General features: G+C 71.8%; 20 protein-coding genes. 2 read left to right on the top strand and 18 right to left on the bottom strand.

Annotated features, from left to right (window positions below):
• Genes ACIBUY_RS42120 through ACIBUY_RS42070 form a run of 11 tightly spaced genes read right to left on the bottom strand, consistent with a single transcriptional unit; the run spans window position 1 to window position 10,014 of the window.
• Window positions 1–1,029, bottom strand: coding sequence for a Rieske 2Fe-2S domain-containing protein (locus ACIBUY_RS42120; protein ID WP_399155509.1), 1,029 nt, complete (start codon window positions 1,027–1,029; stop codon window positions 1–3).
• A gap of 5 nt (window positions 1,030–1,034) precedes the next feature.
• A complete protein-coding gene (locus ACIBUY_RS42115; protein ID WP_365576148.1) occupies window positions 1,035–1,259 on the bottom strand; it encodes a recombinase-like helix-turn-helix domain-containing protein in 225 nt (74 codons plus the stop codon).
• A 28-nt stretch (window positions 1,260–1,287) separates the two neighbouring features.
• The gene (locus tag ACIBUY_RS42110; RefSeq protein ID WP_399155508.1) at window positions 1,288–2,229 is read right to left on the bottom strand and encodes a PDR/VanB family oxidoreductase; all 942 of its coding nucleotides are present in this window, start codon (window positions 2,227–2,229) and stop codon (window positions 1,288–1,290) included.
• 11 nt (window positions 2,230–2,240) lie between these two features.
• On the bottom strand, window positions 2,241–3,905 hold the full coding sequence (locus tag ACIBUY_RS42105) for a thiamine pyrophosphate-binding protein (protein ID WP_399155507.1): 1,665 nt from the start codon (window positions 3,903–3,905) through the stop codon (window positions 2,241–2,243).
• A gap of 9 nt (window positions 3,906–3,914) precedes the next feature.
• On the bottom strand, window positions 3,915–4,691 hold the full coding sequence (locus ACIBUY_RS42100) for an SDR family oxidoreductase (protein WP_365576152.1): 777 nt from the start codon (window positions 4,689–4,691) through the stop codon (window positions 3,915–3,917).
• A 19-nt stretch (window positions 4,692–4,710) separates the two neighbouring features.
• On the bottom strand, window positions 4,711–5,451 hold the full coding sequence (locus tag ACIBUY_RS42095) for an SDR family oxidoreductase (protein WP_365576154.1): 741 nt from the start codon (window positions 5,449–5,451) through the stop codon (window positions 4,711–4,713).
• A complete protein-coding gene (locus ACIBUY_RS42090; protein ID WP_365576156.1) occupies window positions 5,444–5,965 on the bottom strand; it encodes a cupin domain-containing protein in 522 nt (173 codons plus the stop codon). Before ACIBUY_RS42090 ends, ACIBUY_RS42095 begins: the two co-directional genes overlap by 8 nt.
• 11 nt (window positions 5,966–5,976) lie before the next feature.
• Entirely contained in the window at window positions 5,977–6,774 is a 798-nt protein-coding gene (locus ACIBUY_RS42085) for an alpha/beta fold hydrolase (protein ID WP_399155506.1), read from the bottom strand.
• An 8-nt stretch (window positions 6,775–6,782) separates the two neighbouring features.
• Entirely contained in the window at window positions 6,783–7,601 is an 819-nt protein-coding gene (locus ACIBUY_RS42080; RefSeq protein WP_399155505.1) for an aspartate dehydrogenase domain-containing protein, read from the bottom strand.
• Window positions 7,598–8,503 (bottom strand): VOC family protein, encoded by a 906-nt coding sequence (locus tag ACIBUY_RS42075; RefSeq protein WP_365576162.1) that lies wholly within the window; start codon window positions 8,501–8,503, stop codon window positions 7,598–7,600. The genes ACIBUY_RS42080 and ACIBUY_RS42075 overlap by 4 nt, the downstream gene beginning before the upstream one ends.
• Before the next feature lie 23 nt (window positions 8,504–8,526).
• A complete protein-coding gene (locus ACIBUY_RS42070; RefSeq protein WP_399155504.1) occupies window positions 8,527–10,014 on the bottom strand; it encodes an aldehyde dehydrogenase in 1,488 nt (495 codons plus the stop codon).
• Between the two features lie 282 nt (window positions 10,015–10,296).
• On the opposite strand from ACIBUY_RS42070, the gene ACIBUY_RS42065 reads away from it, so the two are divergent.
• Window positions 10,297–11,694 carry an MFS transporter gene (locus tag ACIBUY_RS42065; RefSeq protein ID WP_365576166.1) on the top strand — a complete coding sequence of 466 codons (1,398 nt, stop codon included), beginning with the start codon at window positions 10,297–10,299 and terminating at the stop codon, window positions 11,692–11,694.
• 28 nt (window positions 11,695–11,722) lie between these two features.
• Here ACIBUY_RS42065 and ACIBUY_RS42060 read toward each other — a convergent pair whose 3' ends face one another.
• From ACIBUY_RS42060 to ACIBUY_RS42030, 7 genes are all read right to left on the bottom strand, one after another.
• A complete protein-coding gene (locus tag ACIBUY_RS42060) occupies window positions 11,723–12,781 on the bottom strand; it encodes an LLM class flavin-dependent oxidoreductase (RefSeq protein WP_399155503.1) in 1,059 nt (352 codons plus the stop codon).
• A gap of 13 nt (window positions 12,782–12,794) precedes the next feature.
• The gene (locus tag ACIBUY_RS42055) at window positions 12,795–13,553 is read right to left on the bottom strand and encodes an FMNH2-dependent monooxygenase (protein ID WP_399155502.1); all 759 of its coding nucleotides are present in this window, start codon (window positions 13,551–13,553) and stop codon (window positions 12,795–12,797) included.
• Complete coding sequence (locus ACIBUY_RS42050) at window positions 13,550–14,674, bottom strand: LLM class flavin-dependent oxidoreductase (RefSeq protein ID WP_399155501.1); 1,125 nt, start codon at window positions 14,672–14,674, stop codon at window positions 13,550–13,552. The genes ACIBUY_RS42055 and ACIBUY_RS42050 overlap by 4 nt, the downstream gene beginning before the upstream one ends.
• Window positions 14,675–14,794: 120 nt before the next feature.
• The gene (locus ACIBUY_RS42045; RefSeq protein ID WP_399155500.1) at window positions 14,795–16,417 is read right to left on the bottom strand and encodes an FAD-dependent oxidoreductase; all 1,623 of its coding nucleotides are present in this window, start codon (window positions 16,415–16,417) and stop codon (window positions 14,795–14,797) included.
• An 8-nt stretch (window positions 16,418–16,425) separates the two neighbouring features.
• Window positions 16,426–17,982, bottom strand: a complete 1,557-nt coding sequence (gene glpK, locus ACIBUY_RS42040; RefSeq protein WP_365576175.1) for a glycerol kinase GlpK — start codon at window positions 17,980–17,982, stop codon at window positions 16,426–16,428.
• Between the two features lie 49 nt (window positions 17,983–18,031).
• On the bottom strand, window positions 18,032–18,823 hold the full coding sequence (locus ACIBUY_RS42035; protein ID WP_365576177.1) for an MIP/aquaporin family protein: 792 nt from the start codon (window positions 18,821–18,823) through the stop codon (window positions 18,032–18,034).
• Between the two features lie 397 nt (window positions 18,824–19,220).
• Window positions 19,221–19,988, bottom strand: a complete 768-nt coding sequence (locus ACIBUY_RS42030) for an IclR family transcriptional regulator (RefSeq protein WP_365576179.1) — start codon at window positions 19,986–19,988, stop codon at window positions 19,221–19,223.
• A gap of 270 nt (window positions 19,989–20,258) precedes the next feature.
• Here ACIBUY_RS42030 and ACIBUY_RS42025 point away from each other — a divergent pair.
• On the top strand, window positions 20,259–22,519 hold a 2,261-nt coding region (locus ACIBUY_RS42025; RefSeq protein WP_399155499.1), incomplete at its 3' end, for a homocysteine S-methyltransferase family protein.

Here is a 22,519-nt window from a genome sequence, read left to right as displayed (position 1 = left end):
TCAGCCCGCTGCCCGCGGCTCGGCCGTCTGCGCCTCGGCGTCCGCGCGGAACAGGCGGCGCAGCCGGACCACGCCGAGATCGTGCTGGTAGAGGTTCTCCTGCTGGTCGGCGTCGTGCGGCATGGCCTCCAGCATCACCCGGTCCTGCTCCAGGACCTGCCAGTGGCGCTCCTCGATCAGCGTCTTGTAGAGGAACCGCCAGGCGTCGCGCTGCCAGCCCTGGACGCGGCGGTAGCGCCAGAAGAACACCGCGCAGCGCTCGGCGTCGACCGGGCGCACCATGCCGACGATCCCGAACGGGCCGCCGGGCCCGGCCGACGGCGGGTAGGGGATGGAGAGGTCGACCCAGTCCACGCCCGTGCGGCACAGCTCCACCCAGTCGAAGTTGACGCCCCGCTGGTCGGTCTTCTCGAAGAAGTAGCCGCGGTCGGTCTCCCGGATGCGGAACTTGGCGGTCGTGTCGCCGTCGAACATCGTGTGCGAGTCGTGGTGCAGGAACGCCCCGTGCATCGGGTCGAGCAGGTTCTCGACGGCGTAGCGCCACGGCACGTTCCACTCCGCGTAGCACAGGATCGCCTCGACGTCCGGGTCGGTCAGCGGCTCCGGAAGCGTCAACTCGACCGGCCCCGGCCGCTGTTCGGTCCCGAAGTACGCGAGGACGGCGCCGCCGACCTCCCGCACGGGCAGCGACACGACGAGCTTCTTGCCCTCCAGGTTGCAGCCCGGCAGACCCGGTACGGAGGAGACGGTGCCGTCCGTCTCGACCTCCACGCCGTGGTACCAGCAGGCCACCCGGTCGCCCAGGTGTTTGCCGAGCGAGAGCGGGGCGCCCCGGTGCGGACAGCGGTCGGCGAGCATGCTCAGGGCGCCGTCGGAGCGGCGGAACAGCAGCCACTGCTCGCCGAGGACGGTGACCTTGCGCATCGCGCCGGGCGCGACGAACGAGGACGGGACGACCGGGTGCCACTGGCCGCGCAGGCCCGTGGCGTACAGGTGATCGGCGGTCGGGCCGTTCTTCGTAACGGTCATGGCGGTCACGCTCCCAGTCGGTGCATCTCGGCGGTGAAGGACTCCTCGGTCCACGGCGTCCCGTCGGGTGCGGGGATCTGACGGGAGTTCAACCCGCGGACCACATCGGCGAGTTCATGGCCCTCCTTGGTGAAGACCTCTTCGAGGGTGGCGGCCAGCTTGTACGCGTAGGGGGACGGCTCGTGCGTACGGGACTGGTGGACGTCCAGGTACGGCCAATCGGTGTTCATCGGGGATCTCCAGGTACGGAAGGGCGGGTCACAGGTCGAGGACGAGGCGGGAGCCGGACGCGCAGCGCGAGACGCAGATCATCATCGAGGCGTTCGCGGCCCGCTCCGCCGCGGAGAGGAGGAAGTCACGGTGGTCGGGGGTGCCGTCGAGCACCCGGGTCTCGCAGGAGCCGCAGATCCCGTCGCGGCAGGAGTGGGCGACGTCGAGCCCGGCCTGCTCGGCGGCCTCCAGGACCGACGTGCCGGGGCCGACGGTGAGCGTGAGCCCGGAGGCGCGGCACTCGACCTCGAACTCCCCCTCGTCCGCGGCCCGTTCGACGACGGGCGCGGCGAACCGCTCGACGCGCAGCACCTCGGCCGGGCAGACCGCCTCGACGGCGGCGAGCAGCGGCTCGGGCCCGCAGCAGTACACGAGCGTCCCCTCGGGCAGCTCGGCGAGGGCGGCCGCCAGGTCGATGTGGCCCTGCTCGTCCTGCGGTACGAGCGTCAAGTCGCCGCCGAGCGCGTGCAGTTCCTCGGTGAACGCCATGGAGGCGCGGCCGCGACCGCCGTACACCATCCGCCACGCCGCACCCCGGCGCGCCGCCTCCCGGGCCATCGCGAGGAGGGGGGTGACGCCGATGCCGCCCGCGACGAACACGTACGCGTCGGCGTCCTCGAGGGCGAAGCGGTTGCGCGGCTCGGAGACGGTCACCCGCTGGCCGGGGCGCAGCGCGGTGTGGACGTGGCGCGAACCGCCGCGCGAGGCGGGCTCGTTGAGGACGCCGATGCGGTACGTGCCGGTCGCGGCAGGGTCGCCGCACAGGCTGTACTGCCGGATCTGTCCGCCCACGTGCACGTCGATGTGCGCGCCGGCGTCCCAGGCGGGCAGCGGTTTGCCGTCGGGGTGGGTGAGCTCGACGGACAGGACGCCGTCGGCCTCCCAGGTCATCCGGCGGACGAGCAGCTCCAGTTGGCGGTCGTCGGTCATGCGCGGCCTCCCTACGCGGTGGGGATCTTGACGGGCGGGGTGAACGGGTTCTTCATCGGGCCGAGCGCCGCCAGGTCGACCTCGACGAGGACGGGCCCGTCACCGGACACGGCCCGGTCGATCACCGGTGCGGCGTGCTCGGCGTCCGTGATCCGCAGATACGGCAACCGGCAGGCACGGGCGAGGAGTTCGAAGTCCGGCGTGGTCAGGTCGACGCCGGAGCGGCGCTCGCTGTAGCGGTCCTGCATGTTGCGCAGCACGCCGTAGCCGCCGTCGTTGAACACGAGGACGGTCAGCCGGGGCCGTTCCTGGGCGACCGTGAGCAGCTCGCCGAGGTGCACCGCGAGCCCGCCGTCCCCGGCGATCACCACGGTGGGCCGCTCCGGCGCGGCGAGCGCGGCGCCGATGCCCATGCCGAGCCCCTGCCCGATGCCGCCGCCGCGCGGGAAGACATTGGCCCGCGGGTCGTACATCTCCAGGAGCCGGTTGCCCCAGCTGCTGGACGGGATCGTGACGTCCCGGGCGACGACCGCGTCCCGGGGCAGCGCGGCACGCAGCGCGTCGCAGATCGCGGCCTGCGGGCCGATGTTGTCGTGCAGGGCGGCCCGTACGTCGGTCCTGACCTGCCCGATCCGCCGTGTCCAGGCGGCGTCGGCGCGGCGTGCGTGGGGGAGCAGGGCTCCGAGCGTGGCGGCGGCGTCGCCGTGCAGGGCGTGCGCGGCCGGGTAGACGCGGCCGAGCGCGGCCTCGTCGATGTCGATCTGCACGTGGGCGGCGGGGAGCCGGAGCCCGTAGTCCGCGGTCTCGTTCGACCGGAAGTGCGTGCCGATCGTGAGCAGCAGATCCGCGTCGGCGAGCAGGGCGCGCACCGCGGGCGTCGTCGCGAAGTTGCCGATGACCTGCGGGTGGTCCTCGGGCACCGCGCCGCGCCCGGAGTTGGAGGTGATCAGGCCCGCGCCGGTGGCCTCGACGAGCGCGGCGAGTTCGGCGCGGGCCCGGGTGGCGCCGCCGCCGGCCCAGATCAACGGACGCCCGGCGGCACCCAACAGCGCGGCGGCACCCCCGAGTTCGGGTACGGGGGCGACAGCGAACGGGGTTACGACCGGGAGGTCCGTCTGCGCCGCGTACTGCAGATCGATCGGCCACTCCACGCTGGCCGGGCCGCCGGGCGGGGCGAGGGCCGCGCGGGCGGCGGCGCGCAGCACCCGGCCCGCATCGTCGGCGGAGCGGACCGTGGCCGCGTACGCCGAGACGGCGTCCAACATGCCGAGCTGGTCCTTCGTCTCGTGGATGAACCCGCGCCCGCTGCCGAGGAACGGGGCCTCTACCTGCCCGGTGACGTGCAGCACCGACGTGCCCGACGCGAGCGCCTCGACGAGCGATCCGGCCGCGTTGCCCGCGCCCGTCCCGGTGGAGGTGAGCGCGCAGCCGATCGAGCCGCGGGCCCGCCCGTAGGCGTCGGCCGCGTTCACGGCGGTCGCCTCGTGGCGCACGGGGACGAAGCGCAGCTCGCGGTCGACGGCCTCGACCAGCGGCAGGTTGTGCACGGAGACGATCCCGAAGACCGTGTCGATGCCCAGTTCCCTCAGGACGGCGACGAGGAGGTCACCGCCATGTGCGTACTGCACGGCTTGTTGTGCGGGTTGGTGCAAGGCTTGATGCAGGGGCTGGTGCATGCGGGCTCCTCAGAGGATGCCGCGGCCGACTCCGCCGCAGACGTCGATGCTGGTTCCGGTGATGTACGAGGCGCGTGGCGCGAGCAGCGCGAGGATCGCGTACGCGACCTCCTCGGCCCGGCCGAGCCGCCCGAGCGCGACACCGCGGTCGGCGGCGAGCGCGGCCTGCCAGTCCTCGTACGGGAGCCCGGAGTCGGCGGCGGCGTGCCGGCGCGTCCACTGGCCGGTGTCGATCAGGCCGAGACAGACCGAGTTGACCCGGATGCCGTCCTCAGCCAGCTCGGTGGCAAGGGACTTGGAGAGGTTGAGGATGCCCGCGCGGGCCGCGCTCGTCGTGATGAGGCGGGGCTCGGGCTGCTTGGCGAGGACGGCGTTGACGTTGACGACGGACGCCGCGTCGGAGCCGCGCAGATACGGGCGGGCGGCACCCAGCGGATGGAGCACGCCCGCGAACTTCAGGTCCAGCTCGTCGCGCCAGTCGTCCCACGTCGTCTCGTCGAGGCGCTTCATGCGGGACTGCCCGGCGTTGTTGACGAGCCCGTCGAGCCGCCCGCCGAACGCGGCGGCGGACGCGGCCACGAAGTCCCGTACGGCGTCGGTGTCCCGCACGTCGCAGACGCCGGTGAACAGCCGCTCGTGCGCGCCGATCGACTTCAGGCGCTCGGCGTCGCGCCCGCAGGCGGCGACGTTCGCGCCCTCGTCGAGCAGGGCGCGGACCGTGGCCAGGCCGACGCCCGAGCTGCCTCCGGTGACCACATAGGTCCGGTCGGCGAGGCCCAGATCCATAACTCGCAACTCCAGAAGGTCAGTTCATGGTGAAGCCGCCGTTGACGGCGATCACCTGTCCGGTCAGATAGCGGGACTCCTCGGAGAGGAGGAAGGCGGCGAGTCCGACGAGGTCGTCGGGCTGCTGGGCCCGGGAGATCGCCCGGTTCGCCGCGTACAGGCCGTGCCGCTCGGCGGGCACCGCCTCGGTCGCCTCGCACTCGGTGAGGCCGGGCGCGAGCGCGTTCACCGTGATGCCGCGTTCGCCGAGCTCGCGCGCCATCGCCCGGGTCAGGGCGACGACCGCGCCCTTGGAGGCGATGTAGTGCGCGAGCCGCGGCGAGCCGTAAAGGGCCGCGTCCGAGGCGATGTTGACGATGCGTCCGGTCGGGCCGAACAGCGGGTGCAGGGCCTTCGCGACGAGCCAGGGGCCACGGGCGTTGACGGCCATCAGGCGGTCCCAGGTCTCGATGCCGATGTCCTGGAACTCCTTGCCGCCGACGCCGTTGGCGAGGGCCGCGTTGTTGACGAGCCCGTACAGGCCACCCAAGTCCCGTACAGCGTCGGCGAGTTCGGCAACCGATGAGGGGTCCGCGACGTCGCAGCGCACGAAGTGCGCGTCGACACCGTCCGCCCGCAGGCCGCGTGCCGCCCCGGCCCCGCGCTCGGCGTCGACCTCCGCGACGACGACCCGGAAGCCGTCGCCGCCCGCCCGGCGGGCCATGGCCAGTCCCAGGCCACGGCCCGCCCCGGTCACGACGACCAGGGGGGCGTCAGTCACGGGTGACGCCGTGCATCGGCGAGTACTCGGGGTAGGACGGCACCTGCGGCTTCTGCGTGCCGATGACGACGCAGAACAGGGCATCGGTGTCGCCCTCGTTCTTCAGGGAGCGGGTCACGCCGGCCGGCACGACGATCATGTCGCGGTAGCCGAGGGTGCGGTACTCGACCTCGTCGGGGCCGCGGTGCACGCCGACGCGGACCTCGCCCTCCAGGACGAAGAACGCCTCCTCCACGTCGTGGTGGGTGTGCGCCGGGCCCTCGGCGCCGGGCGGCAGCAGCATGTTGGAGAAGGTGAAGCCGCCGGACGGCAGGATCCGCTTGTCGCCCTCGTGGTTGCCGGTGGCGCCGGAGCCGACGTAGCGGATCTGGCCGCGGCGGTACTGCGGGCCCGCCTTCTCCTGGAAGGAGAGGGTGTCGAAGTCGGCGATCCGCGAGTCCTTCGTGGCGATGAGCGAGTCGGTGTACGCGCCGAGGTCGCCGCCGTTGTCGTACTCAGTGGTGGTCAGAGGCATGGCAGAGCCCTTCATGAACGGGTGACGATGTGCAGGTGGGACAGGACCCAGGCGTTGAACCGCTCGGGCTGTTCCTGGTTGGCCAGGTGACCGGCGTCCTTGACGATCACGTAGGCCGTCTTGTGCAGGCCCCCGGCGAGGACCTGGGAGGCCTCGACGCCGGTGACCGTGTCGCGGTCGCCGCAGACCACGAGGGCCGGGGCGGTGACGGCGGACAGTTCGGGGCGCAGATCGGCGCCGGCCATGGCCTCGGCGGCGTACCCGTAACCGGGCAGCCGCACGGCGGTGGCCATGGTGTCGACGACCCGCTCGACGAGGGCGGCGGGCGCGTCGGGCGACACGAGCCGGGGCCCGCGCCGCGCGGCGAACGCCCGGGGTCCGAGCGAGGCCAGTTCCTCGGCGCGCGCCCGCATCCCGGCGGCCTTCGCCCCGTCCGTGCCGGACCCCGCGCTGGAGTCGGCGAGGATCAGCGACGCCACGAGAGCGGGGTGGCGGGCGGCGAGCCGCAGGGCGATCACGCCGCCCCAGGAGACGCCGAGCACATGGGCCGGCGAGCCGTACGAGCGGATCACCTCGGCCGCCGCGTCCGCGAACCCGTCGAGGTCCAACGGGCCTTCCGGATCAGAGGACTTGGCGTACCCGGGTGCGTCCCACGCGACGACGCGTGCGTACGGGGCGAGCCCTTCGAGCTGCGGTGCGAACGCGGCCGACGACGAGCCGATGCCGTGCAGACACAGCAGTAGGGGCCCTTCGGTGCCCGCCTCCTCGACATGGACACGGCCACGGACGGCGGTCGCAGGATCGGTCATGGGGGCGGTCACAGGATCTGCCCCGACCGTCCGGCGAGCGCCGCGAGCGAGCGCAGCACCGCGTACGGCACGACCTGACTGGTCGCCGGGTTGCCCGGGTCCGGCCGGTGCGCCATCTCGAAGCGGTACGCGCCGTGCGGCCCCGACGCCTCGACGACGTGCCGGGTCAGCACCGCCGCCGGGTCCGCGACGACCCGGACCCGCACAGCGTCCAGGTCGCCGACGGCCAGCGCGACGGACGCCGCGACATTGGTCGACTTGGGGAACTTCACCGGGACCTCGCGCGCCGACCCGGCCATCACCTCGACGGGCCCGGTCGCCGACCGCATCCGGGCGAGCAACTCCTCGTCCATCCACGGCTGTTCGAGGGTCGAGGGCAGCTTCGTGGTGGTCAAGCACACCTCGTCGAGCGGCCCGAAGGAGCGCACGGCCTGCAGCAGGTCGAGGCCGCCGACGGCGCCGCCGGTGAAGGAGATCCGGCCGGGCCCGGCGGCGAGCAGCCGCTCGGCGAGCTCGTCGTCGGTGAGGGCCCCGGTCGACGCGACCAGCAGATCGGTGCCCGAGGTGAGGACGCGCTCGCCCCATTCCCGTACGACACCCTGGCCCGCCGCCTCCACGATCAGATCGCAGGCGGCGATCGCCTCCTCGAACGGGAGCTGCGGCGCGGGCGCCGCGTCCCCGAGCGGCCGGTTGTCGACGACACACGTCAACTCGGCGCCCTGAACCTCCTGTTGGGCGAGGGCCGTGCCGACGACGCGGCCGATGGCGCCCCAGCCGACGATTCCGACCTTCAGCGTGCCGGCCTTCGGCGTGCGGGTCACGGTCATGCGAGCGGTCCTTCCGGTCGGCCGGCCATGTGGCAGCGGATCTCCTTCGACGGCGGCCCGGCCGTCCCCCACAGGTCGGACAGCTCCGGCACCCGCCGCCACACCTTGGCGATCCACCGGTCCTCGACGACCTGCGCGACCTCGGACGTGTACTCGCACACGAGCCCCGTCGGGTCGGTGAAGTAGGAGAAGGTGTTGTTGCCGGGCCCGTGCCGCCCGGGGCCCCACTGCGGGACGATCCCGTGGTGGCGCAGCCGGCCGAGCCCGCGCATGAAGTGGTCGACCGAACTCATCTCGTACGCCACGTGGTTGAGGGAGACCCACTCGGCCTGGTTGAACGCGATGCAGTGGTGGTCGGCGTTGCAGCGCAGGAACGCCATCTGGTGCTCGGACCAGTCCGAGACGCGCAGGCCGAGCACGTCGCAGTAGAAGGCGACGGCGGCGTCGATGTCCGGGGTGTTGAGGACGGCGTGCGTGACGCCGACCGGCACCGCCGCGTCCCGGCCGCGCGGGGCGACCGCCCAGGTGTCGGCGGAGAGCTCGACGAGCCGGCCCTCGTGGTCGTGGAAGCGCAGGCCGTACCCGCCGCCGACCTGGTCGAGCGGTCCCGGCCCCGCGGCCGGGACGATGCCGCGCGCCTCGAGCCGCCGCGCCGCCTCGTCGATCTCGGCGGGCGTCGCCACGGCGAACACGAGCCGCCCGAGGCCGGTGCTGTCCGAGCGGGTCAGCTGCAGGGCGTGGTGCTCGGCGCCGGAGCCGCGCAGCCAGCTCGCGCTGTGCTCGGACTCGACGACCTCCAGGCCCCAGGCGTCCTCGTAGAAGTCGGCGGCCTGGGCGAAGGACGGGGTGAGCAGCTCGACGGAGCGCAGGGCGCGCAGCCGGGCAATCGGAGGACGGGACATGAGCAACTCCGGGAAGTGGGTGGTCAGTTGGCCCAGGGAAGCGGGGCGTCGGAGGCGCCCCAGTACAGGGACTTCTGGCGCTGGTACGCGCGGATCGCGTCGCGCCCCTTCTCCGTGCCGAGGCCGCTGTCCTTCATTCCGCTGAACGGGGTGGACGCGCTGAACTGCTTGTACGTGTTGATCCACACGGTGCCCGCGTCGATCCGGCGGGCCAGGCGCCAGGCCGCCCGGTGGTCGCGGGTCCAGATCCCGCAGGCGAGCCCGTACGCGGAGTCGTTGGCCTGCGCGACCAGGTCGTCCTCGTCGTCGTAGGGCAGCACCACCAGGACCGGGCCGAAGATCTCCTCCTGGCAGGTGCGCGCCGTGTTGTCCAGGCCGGTCAGGACGGTCGGCAGGTAGTACGCGCCGTCCCGGTACCGCGGGCCCTCGGGGGCGGCGCCGCCGCAGAGCACCTCGGCGCCCTCGGAGCGGGCCAGGTCCACGTACGCGGCGACCGAGTCCCGGTGCCGCACGTGCACGAGCGGCCCCACCTGGGTGGCGGGATCGGTACCCGGCCCGACCCGCAACGTCCGCACCCGGGCGACGAGTTCGCCGACGAACGCGTCATGGATCTCACGCGCCACGAACAGCCGCGAACCGGCGATGCAGGACTGCCCGCTGGAGGAGAAGATCCCGAACATCACGCCCGCCAGGGCCTGTTCGAGGTCGGCGTCGGCGCGCACGATCGTCGGCGACTTGCCGCCCAGTTCGAGGGAGGCCGGGATGAGCTTCTGTGCGGCGATCGCGGCGATGGAACGCCCGGTCTCCGTGCCGCCGGTGAACCCGATCCGGCCCACCAGCGGATGCCGTACGACCGCGTCCCCGACGACCCGGCCGCTGCCCGGCAGGACCGACAACAGGGCGGTGGGAAGCCGGAGTTCGCCGAGCGCGCGGGTCACGATGCGGCCGAGCGCCAGCGAGACGAGCGGGGTCCAGGCGGCCGGCTTGAGGAGCACCGCGTTGCCCGCCGCGAGCGCCGGCGCGAGCTTCTGCGCGTCACTGGCGACCGGCGAGTTCCACGGGTTGATCGCGCCGACGACACCGATCGGCTCGTGCACGCTCATCGTCAGATAGGCGCCGCGCGCCGGGGTGATCGTCTCCTCGGCGGTCTCCAGGGCGGCGGCCAGATAGCGGAAGGTCCCGGCCGCGCTGAGCGCGAGGGCCTTCGTCTCGGTGAGGGTCTTGCCGGTGTCGGCGGTCTGCGTGGCGGCCAGCTCGTCGGCGGCCTCCTCCGTCAACTCCGCGATCCGGTACAGGAGTCGGGCCCGCTGGTGCGGGAGCAGCTCGCGCCAGGCCGGATCGGCCGCGGCCCGCGCCGCCGCCCGCGCCGCCTCGTCGACGTCCTCGGCGGAGGCCGAGTGCACCGTGGCGAGCGGCTGTCCTGTGGCCGGGTCCACGGTCACGGACGGGGCACCGGAGCCGCGCCGCCACTCGCCCGCGATCAGCGCCTCGTCCGGGATCGTCAGGGGCATACGGGTCTCCTTGCGCAGCGGGTCCAGCGGGATCTCGTCTCAGCGCTAGAAATCTAAGGGCTTAAATATCTGGAGCGCAAGACCCGGAAAGTTCAGCCCGGTTGATGATTTCCCTGCGGTGGCTCTTGACGCGGCTCTACCGCACGGGGGATACAAGTTAAGCCCTAAGAAACTTTGCGCTTACCCGTAAGCGAAAGCTGTCGCCTGCTCCTGTCTGCATCCGTCTGCATCCGTCTGCATCCGTCTGCTCCCGCTCTCCCCTCATCGCCGCGGAGTCCCCGTATGACGCTCAACGCCCCCGACACGTCGCACCCGCCACAGGACAGCGCCGTGCGGGCCTCAATCGCCGCCCGCTTCGAACGGCTCCCGCTCAGCCGCTGGCACGTCACCGTCCGCCTCATCGTCGGCGCGGTCACCTTCTTCGAGGCCTTCGACCAGCTCCTCATCGCCTACGCGATGCCCGAACTGCGCGCCGAGTGGTCCCTGTCGACCTCCGCCGCGACGACGCTCCTGACCGTCGGCTCCGTCGGCATGCTGGTGGGCGCGCTCCTGTCGGGGCGGCTCGCCGACCGCATCGGCCGCGTCAAGGTCATCGCCCTGTGCGTGGCCCTGTCCAGCGTCGCGAACCTCGCCCTCGCCGCGGCCACGTCCCCCGAGACGTTCATGGGCCTGCGCTTCGTCCAGGGCCTCGCGATCGGCGGCGAGGTCCCCGTCGCCGCGACCTTCATCGCCGAGATCACCCGCAGCCACCGCCGCGGACGCTTCGTGCTCCTGTACGAGCTGGTCTTCCCGGCGGGCCTCACGGTCGGCGCGCTCGTCGCCGCCTGGGTCGTGCCGCTCCTCGGCTGGCGCTGGATGTACGCGATCGCCGCCATCCCCGGAGTGCTCTGCATCCTCGTACAGCGCAAGGTCCCCGAGTCGCCGCGCTGGCTCGCCGACCACGGACGCATCGAGGACGCCGCCGCGACCATGGCCCGGATCGAGAACGAGGTCGAGCGCGCCACCGGCAAGCCCCTGCCGCCGGTCGGCGAGGCGCTGCCCGTCACCGCGCCCGGCGAGGGAGCCTCGGGCCTGCGCGGGCTGTTCACCGGGCGCTACCGGCGCCGCACCCTGGTCATCGGCGCCCTCTGGTTCACCGGCTACTTCGTCAACTACGGCATCACGTCCTGGCTGCCGACGATCTACCAGAACCGCTACGACCTGTCCCTCTCGGACGCCCTGCTCTACTCCACGGTCACGTCCTGCGCGGGCCTGCTCGGCTGTCTGCTCGCCGCGCTCACCGTGGACCGGGCCGGACGCAGGAAGGTCATCACCGGCTGCCTCGGCGGGGCCGCCGCCGTCCTCCTCGTCCTGGCGTGGCTCGGCGCGCACACCCCCGCCCAGGTCCTGATCTGGACGTCGCTCGCCGCCGTCTTCTTCTTCGGCTCCAACATCTGCCTGTACCTCTACACCCCGGAACTCTTCCCGACCCGCATGCGCGCCCTCGGCAGCAGCGTCGGCGGCGCGCTCAACCGGCTCGGCGTCATCCTCGGCCCGATCGTCGTCGGCGCGGTCTACGCGGGCGGGCGCATCGGCACCGTCTTCGTCGTGCTCGGCGCGGTCGCCCTCGCGGGCGCCGTCGTCGCCGGTCTCGGTGCGGAGGAGACCGCGGGACGGCGCCTGGAGGAGGTCTCTCCGTGACACCAACCGCCTTACGGCGCAGGGGCGTTCACTGCCAGAGGGTGGTGGGCGCCTCCTTGCGTACGACGGGCGCGATCTCCTCCGCGAACCGCTGCAGCGTCTCGATCTGCTCGCCCGTGCCCTGCCCGTACGCGTCCACGGTGACCGACTGCAGATCGTGCCGGTACACCTCGTGGTAGCCGAGGATCTTGTCGATGATCTGCTGCGGCGAACCGATCAGCTGCGGCCCGTCCGCGATGGCGTCCTCGATCGTGCGGAACGGCGTGTTGTACCCCGCCTTCCCGGCCAGGTGCGGCTTGAAGGTCTGCGCGACCTTCGCCTCGTACAGCTCCTTGTGGCGGGCCACGGCCTGCTCGTGCGTGTCCGCGATCAGCAGCCCGCCCGAACCCGCCGCCACGTGCGCCTGCGCCGGATCGTGCCCGTACGCCTCGAACCGCTCCCGGTAGTGCTCGATGAGCTTGGCGTACGCCGCGCGCGGCTGGATGGCGTTGGCCGTGAACAGCGGATCACCGTGCCGGGCCGCCAGCTCGGGGGAGTTGAGCGAGGTCGCCGAACCGTGCCAGATGCGGGGGAGTCCCGCGTACGGGCGCGGCACCGTGGTGACGTTCTTCAGCGGCGCGCGGAACTCGCCCTCCCAGTCCACCCCTTCCTCGGTCCACAGCCGCCGCAGCAGCTCGTACTTCTCCTTCTGCAGGTCCCACTGACGGGCCTCGTCGAGCCCGAACAGGTCGAAGTGCCCCGCCTCCGCACCCTTGCCGATCACCAACTCGATGCGGCCGCGCGAGAGTTGGTCGAGCGTCGCGTAGTCCTCGGCGACCCGCACCGGGTCGAGGATCGCGACGACCGTGACGCCCGTGAGCAGCTTGATGCGGGTCGTGCGCGCCGCCAGCGCGCCGAGCACCACGGTCGGACTCGACGACAGGAAGGCGCCCGCGTGCCGCTCGCCCACCGCGTACGCGTCGTAGCCGAGCTCCTCGGCGGCGACGCCGACGTCGACGACCTGCGCCAACCGGTCGGCGGGGGAGGGGAGTTCACCGGTCAGCGGGTGCGGTGCGTGGCCGATGATGGACAGGACCTGGAACTTCATGGTTCTCCTCGCTTCACTGGGCCTGCGCGAGGCCCAGCCGGCCGCGCAGGGTCTGCGTCTCGTACGCCGCAGGGACGAGACCGCGCCGCGCCAGCTCCGGCACGACCTGGTCCACCAGGCCGTACGCGTCGTCCGGCACGGCCACCGGACGGATCCGGAAACCGTCGGCGCCGCCGTCCCGGTGCCACTCCTCCAAGTGATCGGCGAGGCCCTCGGGCGTACCGGTGAACAGGGCGGCGTCGGACTCGAACCCGCCCAGCGCGCCGTACCGTTCGGCGGCCCGCCCGGCCGTCGGCGCGAGGAGCACGTTCAGCTCGGCGAGGACCTTGAGCGCCCGGCCCTCCTCGGCGGCGAGCGCGTCCACCTCGGCCCGGATCCGGCGCACCCCCGCCACGTCGAACGGGGTGATCAGCACGGCATCGGCGCGCCGCGCGGCGAACCGGTACGGCACCGTGTCGTGCGCCAGCGAGAGCAGCGGCGGCCGGCCCTGCGGTGCGGTGCCGTGCGCGTCCCACTCCTCGCCGACCCGGCCGATGAACTCGGCCGCCCTGTCGAAGAGTTCCGCGACGAGCGCGTCGCCCTCCGGCGTGCCGAGCACCTTCAGGATCCGGTCGTGCGCCACGTCGTCCGCCGCGATCCGCGGCCGCACCCCGACCCTGCCGCCGCTGACCAGGTCGAGTGTCGCGTACCGGGCGGCGTACGCGGCGGGCTGCCCGAGCACGGGCCCCAGCGGGACGAGCCCGAGGACGAACGTGGTGCCACGGCCGGTCATCGTGCGATCCCCCACTCCCGGCCGAGCAGCTCGTACGAGCGCACCCGGTCCACCGGATCGTGCGTGATCGTCGTCACCAGCAACTCATCGGCACCCGTGGCCCGTTGGAGTACGGAGAGGCGCTCGGCCACCGTGCCCGCCGACCCCACGAACTGCGTGTCCACGCGATCCGCCACCAACTCCCGGTCCTCGGCGGTCCATTGGTGCCGACCGGCCTCCTCCGGGGTGGGGTACGGGATCGCGCCCTCGCCGCTGCGGATGGACCGCACCCACGGCGCGTACCCGGCGGCCAGCTCCCGCGCGGCCGCGTCGTCCTCGCCCACGACCACGTCCGCCGACACCACGACGTACGGCTCGGCGAGCGCGGCCGACGGCTTGAACGCGGCACGGTACGCCCCCACCGCTTCGAGCACCGTCCCGGGGCTGACGTGGTAGTTCGCCGCGAACGGCAGACCCCGTTCCCCGGCGAGCTCCGCGCTCTCGCCGCCGCTGCTGCCCAGCACCCACACCTCGACGTCGGCGTCCGTGCCCGGCACCGCCCGCGCCCCCGGCGACGTACCGGCGAGCAGGTCGAGCAGCTCCGCGAGCTGGTCCGCGTACGCCGGGGTCTGCGCGCCCGGTTGCTGCAACAGCTCCAACTGCCGCTGGAACCGCGGGGATCGCAGCAGCCGGGCGAAGCCCGTGAACCGGGGCGGGACGTAGAGCCCTTCGTCCGTGAAGGTGCCCTCGCCCGGCTCCGGGACCGCAGGCGCCGCGGCGCCCGGCGGCGCGCCGACCCGCGGCCGCCCCGAGCGCCCGAGCCCGAGGTCGATCCGCCCGGGGAAGAGCGCGTCGAGGATCCCGAACTCCTCGACCACCGACAGCGGCGTGCGGTGCCCGAGCAGGACGGCGCCCGACCCCACCCGGATCCGCGACGTCGCCTGCGCGACCGCCTGGATCACCAGCGCGGGGACGGACCCGGCCACCCCGGGATTGAGATGGTGCTCCGCGAGCCAGTACCGGCGATAGCCGAACTCCTCGGCGGCGCGGGCCAGTTCGACGGTGTGACGCAGGGCGGCCGCCGCGTCGGAGCCGGAGGGTATGGGCACGAGATCGAGCACGGAGAGCGGAACCGGAGGCATACCCCCACTCTCGCTCCCGGACATTGCGCACTCATGTACGCGGTGTGGCAGGGTGCCGGGCATGCGAGAGGGGCGGCTCCCCCCGTGGGAGCCGCCCCTCAAGTCCTCGTACGCGCAGGCCTACTTCTCTTCGAGGAGAGCCTGCACCTTGCCGCGCACCTCGTCCGTGGCAAGACCCCGGATCGTCAGCGTCGTGCGGCGGCGCAGCACGTCGTCCGCCGTCTCGGCCCACTCGTGGTCGCGCGCGTACACGACCTGCGCCCAGATCTCCGGCGCGTCCGGGTGCACGCGCTCGCCGAGCGCCGGGTTGTCGTTGGCCAGGCGCGCGATGTCGAAGGCCAGCGAACCGTAGTGCGTCGCCAGGTGCTTGGCGGTGTCGGCGGCCATGCGCGGACCCGGCGCCGGTCCGTCCACGAGGAGGCGGTGCGCGACGGCCCGCGGGTTGGCGACGCCCGGCAGCGGCATCCGCTTCGGCAGCTCGTTGATCGGCACGAAACCCTCGGCGGAGTCGCCGAGCGGGTGCCCGGGCAGCGACTCCAGCTTCTTCATCACCGTACGGCCGATGTGCCGGAAGGTCGTCCACTTGCCGCCCGCGACGGACAGCATCCCGCCCTTGCCCTCGGTGACCACCGTCTCGCGCTTGGCCTTCGACGTGTCACCGGGGCCGCCGGGCAGCACCCGCAGACCCGCGAACGAGTAGGTGATGAGATCCCGCTTCAGCTGCTGGTCGCGTACGGAGAAGGCGGCCTCGTCCAGGATCTGGTCGATGTCCTTCTCGGTGACGGAGACGTCGCGCGGGTCGCCCTCGTACTCCTCGTCGGTCGTGCCGAGCAGCAGCATGTCCTCCCACGGCAGGGCGAACGTGATGCGGTACTTGTCGATGGGGGTCGCCAGCGCGGCCTTCCACTGCGAGGTCCGCTTGAGGACCAGGTGCGCGCCCTTCGACAGGCGGATGGACGGCGCCGCGTTCGGGTCCTCCATGGTGCGCAGGTGGTCGACCCAGGGACCGGTCGCGTTGAGCACGAGCCGGGCGTTGACCCCGAACTCCTCGCCGTTCGTACGGTCCTTGAGCTCGGCGCCCGTGACCCGGCCCCGGGTGAAGCGCAGGCCGGTGACCTCGGCGTGGTTGAGGACCACGGCCCCGGCGTCGACCGCGGCGCGCACCGTCATCAGCGCCATGCGCGCGTCGTTCATCTGGTCGTCGCCGTACACGGCCACGGCCTTCAGGTTCTCGGTCCGCAGCTCCGGCACGTCCTGCTGCGCCTTGGCGGGGGAGAGCAGGTGCCCGACCCCGTCGCCGAACGCCGACAGCGCGCTGTACGCGAACACGCCCGCGCCCAGCTTGGCCGCACCGTGCGGGCCGCCCTTGTAGACGGGCAGGTAGAAGGTGAGCGGGTTGGCGAGGTGCGGGGCCACCTGGCGGGACACCGCACGCCGCTCGAAGTGGTTCTCCGCGACCAGCTTCACCGCGCCGGTCTGCAGGTAGCGCAGGCCGCCGTGGAGCAGCTTGGACGAGGCCGATGAGGTCGCGCCGGCGAAGTCACCGGCGTCGACGAGGGCCACCCGCAGGCCGGACTGCGCGGCGTGCCAGGCGGTGGAGATGCCCAGGATGCCGCCGCCGATGACCAGGAGGTCGTACGTCGCCTTGGAAAGCTGCTCGCGGGTCTCGGCGCGGCTCGGGTTCGAACCGGCGACGGGATGCGTTCCGAGGGCAGGCACGGTCTGCAGGGTGGGGGTACTCATCTGGGGTCCTACTCCTCGACAGAGCTGTCGGTGTTGTCATCGAGCCAGCCCATGGACCGTTCGACGGCCTTGAGCCAGCTCTTGTACTCACGGTCGCGGGTGTCCGCGTCCATGCGGGGCGTCCACTCGGCGGCCCGGCGCCAATTGGCGCGCAGGTCATCCGTGCTGGACCAGAAGCCGACGGCGAGACCGGCGGCGTAGGCGGCGCCGAGGCAGGTCGTCTCGGCGACCATCGGACGCACCACGGGCGCGTCCAGGAAGTCCGAGAGGGTCTGCATCAGCAGGTTGTTGGAGGTCATGCCGCCGTCGACCTTGAGCGCGGTCAGCTCGACGCCGGAGTCCTTCGTCATGGCGTCGGTGATCTCGCGGGTCTGCCAGGCGGTGGCCTCGAGCACGGCGCGCGCGATGTGCGCCTTGGTGACGTAGCGGGTCAGGCCCGCGATGACACCGCGGGCGTCCGAGCGCCAGTACGGGGCGAACAGGCCGGAGAAGGCGGGCACGAAGTACGCGCCGCCGTTGTCCTCGACCGAGGAGGCCAGCGTCTCGATCTCGGCGGCCGACTTGATCAGGCCCATCTGGTCGCGCATCCACTGCACCAGCGAACCGGTGACGGCGATGGAACCCTCGAGCGCGTAGACCGGCTTCTGGTCGCCGATCTGGTAGCCGACCGTGGTCAGCAGGCCCGAGTACGAGTTGATGGCCTTGTCACCGGTGTTCATCAGCATGAAGGTGCCGGTGCCGTACGTGGACTTGGCCTCGCCCTCGGCGAAACAGGTCTGGCCGAACAGGGCCGCCTGCTGGTCGCCGAGCGCCGAGGCGACCGGGATGCCGCCGAGGATGTCGCCGAGCGGGCCGCCGGTGACCTCGCCGTAGATCTCGGCGGAGGAGCGGATCTCGGGGAGCATGTTCATGGGCACGCCGATGGAGGAGCAGATGCGCTCGTCCCACTGCATCTCGTGCAGGTTCATCAGCATCGTGCGGGAGGCGTTGGTGACGTCGGTGACGTGCTTGCCGCCGTTCACCCCGCCCGTCAGGTTCCAGATGACCCAGCTGTCCATCGTGCCGAAGAGGATGTCGCCCGCCTCGGCGCGCTCGCGCAGGCCGTCGACGTGGTCGAGCAGCCAGCGGGCCTTGGGCCCGGCGAAGTACGAGGCGAGCGGCAGCCCGGTCTCGCGGCGGAAGCGGTCCTGCCCGACGTTGCGCCCGAGCTCCTTGCACAGGGCGTCGGTGCGGGTGTCCTGCCAGACGATGGCGTTGTGGACGGGCTCACCGGTGTTCTTGTCCCAGAGCAGCGTCGTCTCGCGCTGGTTGGTGATGCCGATGGCCTTGATGTCGTCGCGGGTGATGCCGGCCTTGGTGATGGCGCCGGCGACGACCTCCTGGACGTTGGCCCAGATCTCGCCCGCGTCGTGCTCGACCCAGCCCGGCTTCGGGAAGATCTGCTCGTGCTCCTTCTGGTCGACGGAGACGATGCGGCCGTCCCGGTCGAAGACGATGCAGCGGCTGGACGTGGTGCCCTGGTCGATGGCCGCGATGAACGGGCCTGCGGTGTGTGCGTCGGTCACGGTGTGCTCCTGAAGTGCGGGGTGGTCGGCGGGTGTCGTCTCGCGGCTGTCAGAACAGCTTGTAGAGGCAGCCGGCGAGGGCGCCGCCGATCAGCGGGCCCGCCACCGGAATCCACGCGTACGACCAGTCCGAACCACCCTTGTTGGGGAGTGGGAGCAGCGAGTGGACGATGCGGGGGCCGAGGTCACGGACCGGGTTGATCGCGTAGCCGGTCGGGCCGCCGAGCGAGAGGCCGATGCCGACGACGACGAGCGCGGTGATCAGGGCGCCGAGCGTGCCCAGGCCGTTGCCGCCGTCGTTCAGGCCCTGCGTGAGGATCGCCAGGACGAGCACGATCGTGGCGATGATCTCCGTGAGGAGGTTCTGCACCGCGTTCCGTATCTCCGGGCCGGTGGAGAAGATGCCGAGCACCGGACCGGCCTTGGGCGCGGCCTTGGGGTCGACCATGCCCTCCTCGCCGTTGGACGCGTGCGCCTCGAGGACGTCCTCGTCCGTGAGGTGGGCGTGGAACTGGCCGTAGTAGACCAGCCACACGAGCACAGCACCGATCATGGCGCCGAGGAGCTGCGAGGCCAGGTAGAGCGGTACGTCGCTCCACTTGGTGCCGCCCTCGATGGCGAGGCCGATCGTGACCGCCGGGTTGAGGTGGGCGCCGGAGACGCCGCCCGCCAGATAGGCACCGGTCAGGACCGCGAAGCCCCACCCGAAGGTGATGGCGAGCCAGCCGGCGTTCTGCGCCTTGGAGCGCTTGAGCGTGACGGCGGCGCAGACGCCACCGCCCAGCAGGATGAGTACGGCGGTACCGATGGTCTCGCCGAGGAAGATGTCGTGGCTGGACACCCGCGACTCCTTTGTCCTTCGTCCAGGGGAAAACCCGAGTACGAACCTCCGGGTCCCTTTCCGGCGGTCCGAGCCCCCACAGGAGGGGCGGGTCGCGGCCTGGCTTGTCCACACTCTAGCGCGTATTGCCGGTAGGTGTTCGACAATGCCGACCGATGGACGCGATCCTCGCTCCGGGGTTACTGGATCGTCAAGGGTTCTGTTATCCAAAGCACGATCGTTATTGATCGTTTGCGGCTATCGATGACGGGTTACGTGACGGGTGCGCGTGGGGCGTGTGTGAGCGTGTGTGACGTTCCTCGATGGTCGCGCGGAAAGGTGCACCCTGCACCTTGAAACGCGAAAACCCCGTCCGTGGACGGGGTTTGAGGTCTCCCGGGACAGGGGCGCGGCGCGCTCAGAAGCGGCTGGCGCCCAGATCCCGCGAGACGGCACGGGCGCAATCCCGTACGGCGGCGATGAGTTCGGGCCGCAGCTCGCCCTCCTTGGTGCACACCCGCTCCACGGCGCCGGTGATGCCGACCGCACCCACCGGCATCCGGTGCCGGTCGTGGATCGGCGCGGAGACCGAGGCCACGCCCTCCCACGTCTCCTCGACGTCGTCGGCGTACCCGCGCGCGCGGGTCAGGTCGAGCACGGACTCGAAGTCCCCGATGTCACACACGGTGCGCGCCGTGAACTCCTTGCGTTCGGCCTCCACGACCTCGCTGTGCGCGACGGGGTCGTACGCCGACAGCACCTTGCCCAGGGCCGTCGAGTGCAGCGGCTGCATCGCCCCGACCTCCAGCACCTGACGACTGTCGTCGGGCCGGAAGACGTGGTGCACGATGAGCACGCCCTGCTGGTGCAGGACCCCCAGATAGACCGCCTCCCCGCTGGAGCGGGCCAGGTCGTCCGTCCACACCAGGGCGCGCGCCCGCAGCTCGTGCACGTCCAGATAGCTGTTGCCGAGGCGCAGCAGCTCCGCGCCCAACTGGTAGCGCCCGGACGCCGCGTCCTGTTCGACGAAGCCCTCCGCCTGCAGCGTGCGCAGGATGCCGTGGGCCGTGCCCTTGGCGAGGCCCGTCGCGGAGGCGATGTCCGAGAGACCGAGCCGCCGCTCCCCGCCGGCCAGGAGCCGGAGCATGGCCGCGGCCCGTTCGAGCGACTGGATGTTGCGTGCCATCGGGGCCTTTCCTCCTCGGTCCTCTCGCGTGACGTGCGTCGTTCGACAATGCTGAACAGTATCGGTCTTTACCGACCTCCCGCGCATCCGGCGTGCGCCAATATTTCACCCCGTGTCCCGCACGGGGCGGCCGGTGTTCCCCCTGGCGGCGCCCGGTCCGGCCCGTGGACGCCTGCACGGCGGGACCTTGGTCCCGGCTACGCTGGCCGGGTGCGTCTCCAGGAGTGGAGCCGCAAAGCCGACAGCCGTCGCACCTCAGGGAGATCTTTCATGGCCTCGTTGCCGACCCCCGCACCCGATGCCCGCGCTCGCGTGACCGCCCTCCGCGAAGCCCTCGCCACCCGAGTGGTGGTGGCCGACGGTGCGATGGGCACGATGCTGCAGGCGCAGGATCCCACGCTCGAGGACTTCCAGGACCTCGAAGGCTGCAACGAAATCCTGAACGTCACCCGACCCGACATCGTGCGCTCCGTCCACGAGGCGTACTACGAGGTCGGCGTGGACTGTGTCGAGACGAACACGTTCGGTTCCAACCACACCGCCTCCAGCGAGTACGACATCGCCGACCGGATCGTCGAGCTGTCCGAGGCGGGCGCCCGGATCGCCCGCGAGGTCGCCGACGAGTTCGCCGCCAAGGACGGCCGCCAGCGCTGGGTCCTCGGCTCGATCGGCCCCGGCACCAAGCTCCCCTCGCTCGGCCACATCGACTACGCGACCATCCGCGACGGCTACCAGCAGAACGCCGAGGGTCTCCTGGCCGGCGGCGCCGACGCCCTGATCGTGGAGACCACGCAGGACCTGCTGCAGACCAAGTCGAGCCTGATCGGCGCCCGCCGCGCGATGGACGCACTCGGCGTCTCGGTCCCGCTGGTGTGCTCCCTCGCCTTCGAGACCACCGGCGTGATGCTGCTCGGCTCGGAGATCGGCGCGGCGCTCACCGCCCTGGAGCCGCTCGGCATCGACCTGATCGGCCTGAACTGTTCGACGGGCCCGGCCGAGATGAGCGAGCACCTGCGCTACCTGGCCCGCCACTCCAGCACGCCGCTCATGTGCATGCCGAACGCCGGTCTGCCCATCCTCACCAAGGACGGCGCGCACTTCCCGCTGACCCCGCCGGAGATGGCCGACGCCCACGAGACGTTCGTACGCGACTTCGGCCTCTCGCTGATCGGCGGCTGCTGCGGCTCCACGCCCGAGCACCTGCGCCAGGTCGTCGAGCGGGTACGGGGCACGGTCCCGCCCGCGCGCGATCCGCGTCCCGAGCCGGGTGCCGCCTCCCTCTACCAGACGGTCCCGTTCCGGCAGGACACCGCGTACATGGCGATCGGTGAGCGGACGAACGCGAACGGGTCGAAGAAGTTCCGCGAGGCGATGCTGGAGGCCCGCTGGGACGACTGCGTGGAGATGGCCCGCGACCAGATCCGCGAGGGCGCGCACATGCTCGACCTGTGCGTGGACTACGTCGGCCGCGACGGCGTCGCCGACATGAAGGAACTGGCCGGCCGCTTCGCCACCGCCTCCACCCTGCCGATCGTCCTCGACTCGACCGAAGTCCCGGTGATCCAGGCCGGGTTGGAGAAGCTCGGCGGCCGCGCCGTCATCAACTCCGTGAACTACGAGGACGGCGACGGGCCCGAGTCACGGTTCGCGAAGGTCACCAAGCTCGCTCAGGAGCACGGGGCGGCGCTGATCGCGCTGACCATCGACGAGGAGGGCCAGGCCCGCACCGTCGAGACCAAGGTGGCCATCGCCGAGCGCCTCATCGAGGACCTGACGACGAACTGGGGCATCCGCGAGTCGGACATCCTCATCGACACCCTGACCTTCACCATCTGCACCGGCCAGGAGGAATCCCGCGGTGACGGCATCGCGACGATCGGGGCGATCCGCGAGCTGAAGCGGCGCCACCCGGACGTGCAGACGACGCTGGGTCTGTCGAACATCTCCTTCGGTCTGAACCCGGCCGCGCGCATCGTCCTGAACTCGGTGTTCCTGGACGAGTGCGTGAAGGCCGGTCTGGACTCGGCGATCGTGCACGCGTCGAAGATCCTGCCGATCGCGCGGTTCGACGAGGAGCAGGTGCAGACCGCGCTCGACCTGATCTACGACCGGCGGGCCGAGGGCTACGACCCGCTGCAGAAGCTGATGGCGCTCTTCGAGGGCGCCACGGCGAAGTCGCTGAAGGCGGGCAAGGCCGAGGAGTTGGCGGCGCTCCCGCTGGAGGAGCGGCTCAAGGCCCGCATCATCGACGGCGAGAAGAACGGCCTGGAGGCCGACCTCGACGAGGCGTTGACGACCCGTCCTGCCCTGGACATCGTCAACGACACGCTCCTGGAGGGCATGAAGGTCGTCGGCGAGCTCTTCGGTTCCGGGCAGATGCAGCTGCCGTTCGTGCTGCAGTCCGCCGAGGTGATGAAGACCGCGGTGGCCTACCTGGAGCCGCACATGGAGAAGTCCGACGCGGAGGGCAAGGGCACGATCGTGCTGGCCACCGTGCGCGGCGACGTCCACGACATCGGCAAGAACCTGGT

The sequence above is a fragment of the Streptomyces sp. NPDC050085 genome (assembly GCF_044460595.1).
In the GTDB taxonomy this organism is placed as follows: Bacteria; Actinomycetota; Actinomycetes; order Streptomycetales; family Streptomycetaceae; genus Streptomyces.
The sequence above is the reverse complement of the archived record's forward strand: the minus strand, read 5'-3'. Positions and strand labels throughout refer to the sequence as shown.

Excerpts from the sequence above, each read along its gene's own strand:
- ACIBUY_RS42120 (WP_399155509.1), bottom strand. The coding sequence starts at position 1,029 with ATGACCGTTACGAAGAACGGCCCGACCGCCGATCACCTGTACGCCACG.
- ACIBUY_RS42115 (WP_365576148.1), bottom strand. The coding sequence starts at position 1,259 with ATGAACACCGATTGGCCGTACCTGGACGTCCACCAGTCCCGTACGCAC.
- ACIBUY_RS42110 (WP_399155508.1), bottom strand. The coding sequence starts at position 2,229 with ATGACCGACGACCGCCAACTGGAGCTGCTCGTCCGCCGGATGACCTGG.
- ACIBUY_RS42105 (WP_399155507.1), bottom strand. The coding sequence starts at position 3,905 with ATGCACCAGCCCCTGCATCAAGCCTTGCACCAACCCGCACAACAAGCC.
- ACIBUY_RS42100 (WP_365576152.1), bottom strand. The coding sequence starts at position 4,691 with ATGGATCTGGGCCTCGCCGACCGGACCTATGTGGTCACCGGAGGCAGC.
- ACIBUY_RS42090 (WP_365576156.1), bottom strand. The coding sequence starts at position 5,965 with ATGCCTCTGACCACCACTGAGTACGACAACGGCGGCGACCTCGGCGCG.
- ACIBUY_RS42085 (WP_399155506.1), bottom strand. The coding sequence starts at position 6,774 with ATGACCGATCCTGCGACCGCCGTCCGTGGCCGTGTCCATGTCGAGGAG.
- ACIBUY_RS42080 (WP_399155505.1), bottom strand. The coding sequence starts at position 7,601 with ATGACCGTGACCCGCACGCCGAAGGCCGGCACGCTGAAGGTCGGAATC.
- ACIBUY_RS42075 (WP_365576162.1), bottom strand. The coding sequence starts at position 8,503 with ATGTCCCGTCCTCCGATTGCCCGGCTGCGCGCCCTGCGCTCCGTCGAG.
- ACIBUY_RS42070 (WP_399155504.1), bottom strand. The coding sequence starts at position 10,014 with ATGCCCCTGACGATCCCGGACGAGGCGCTGATCGCGGGCGAGTGGCGG.
- ACIBUY_RS42065 (WP_365576166.1), top strand. The coding sequence starts at position 10,297 with ATGACGCTCAACGCCCCCGACACGTCGCACCCGCCACAGGACAGCGCC.
- ACIBUY_RS42060 (WP_399155503.1), bottom strand. The coding sequence starts at position 12,781 with ATGAAGTTCCAGGTCCTGTCCATCATCGGCCACGCACCGCACCCGCTG.
- ACIBUY_RS42055 (WP_399155502.1), bottom strand. The coding sequence starts at position 13,553 with ATGACCGGCCGTGGCACCACGTTCGTCCTCGGGCTCGTCCCGCTGGGG.
- ACIBUY_RS42050 (WP_399155501.1), bottom strand. The coding sequence starts at position 14,674 with ATGCCTCCGGTTCCGCTCTCCGTGCTCGATCTCGTGCCCATACCCTCC.
- ACIBUY_RS42045 (WP_399155500.1), bottom strand. The coding sequence starts at position 16,417 with ATGAGTACCCCCACCCTGCAGACCGTGCCTGCCCTCGGAACGCATCCC.
- ACIBUY_RS42030 (WP_365576179.1), bottom strand. The coding sequence starts at position 19,988 with ATGGCACGCAACATCCAGTCGCTCGAACGGGCCGCGGCCATGCTCCGG.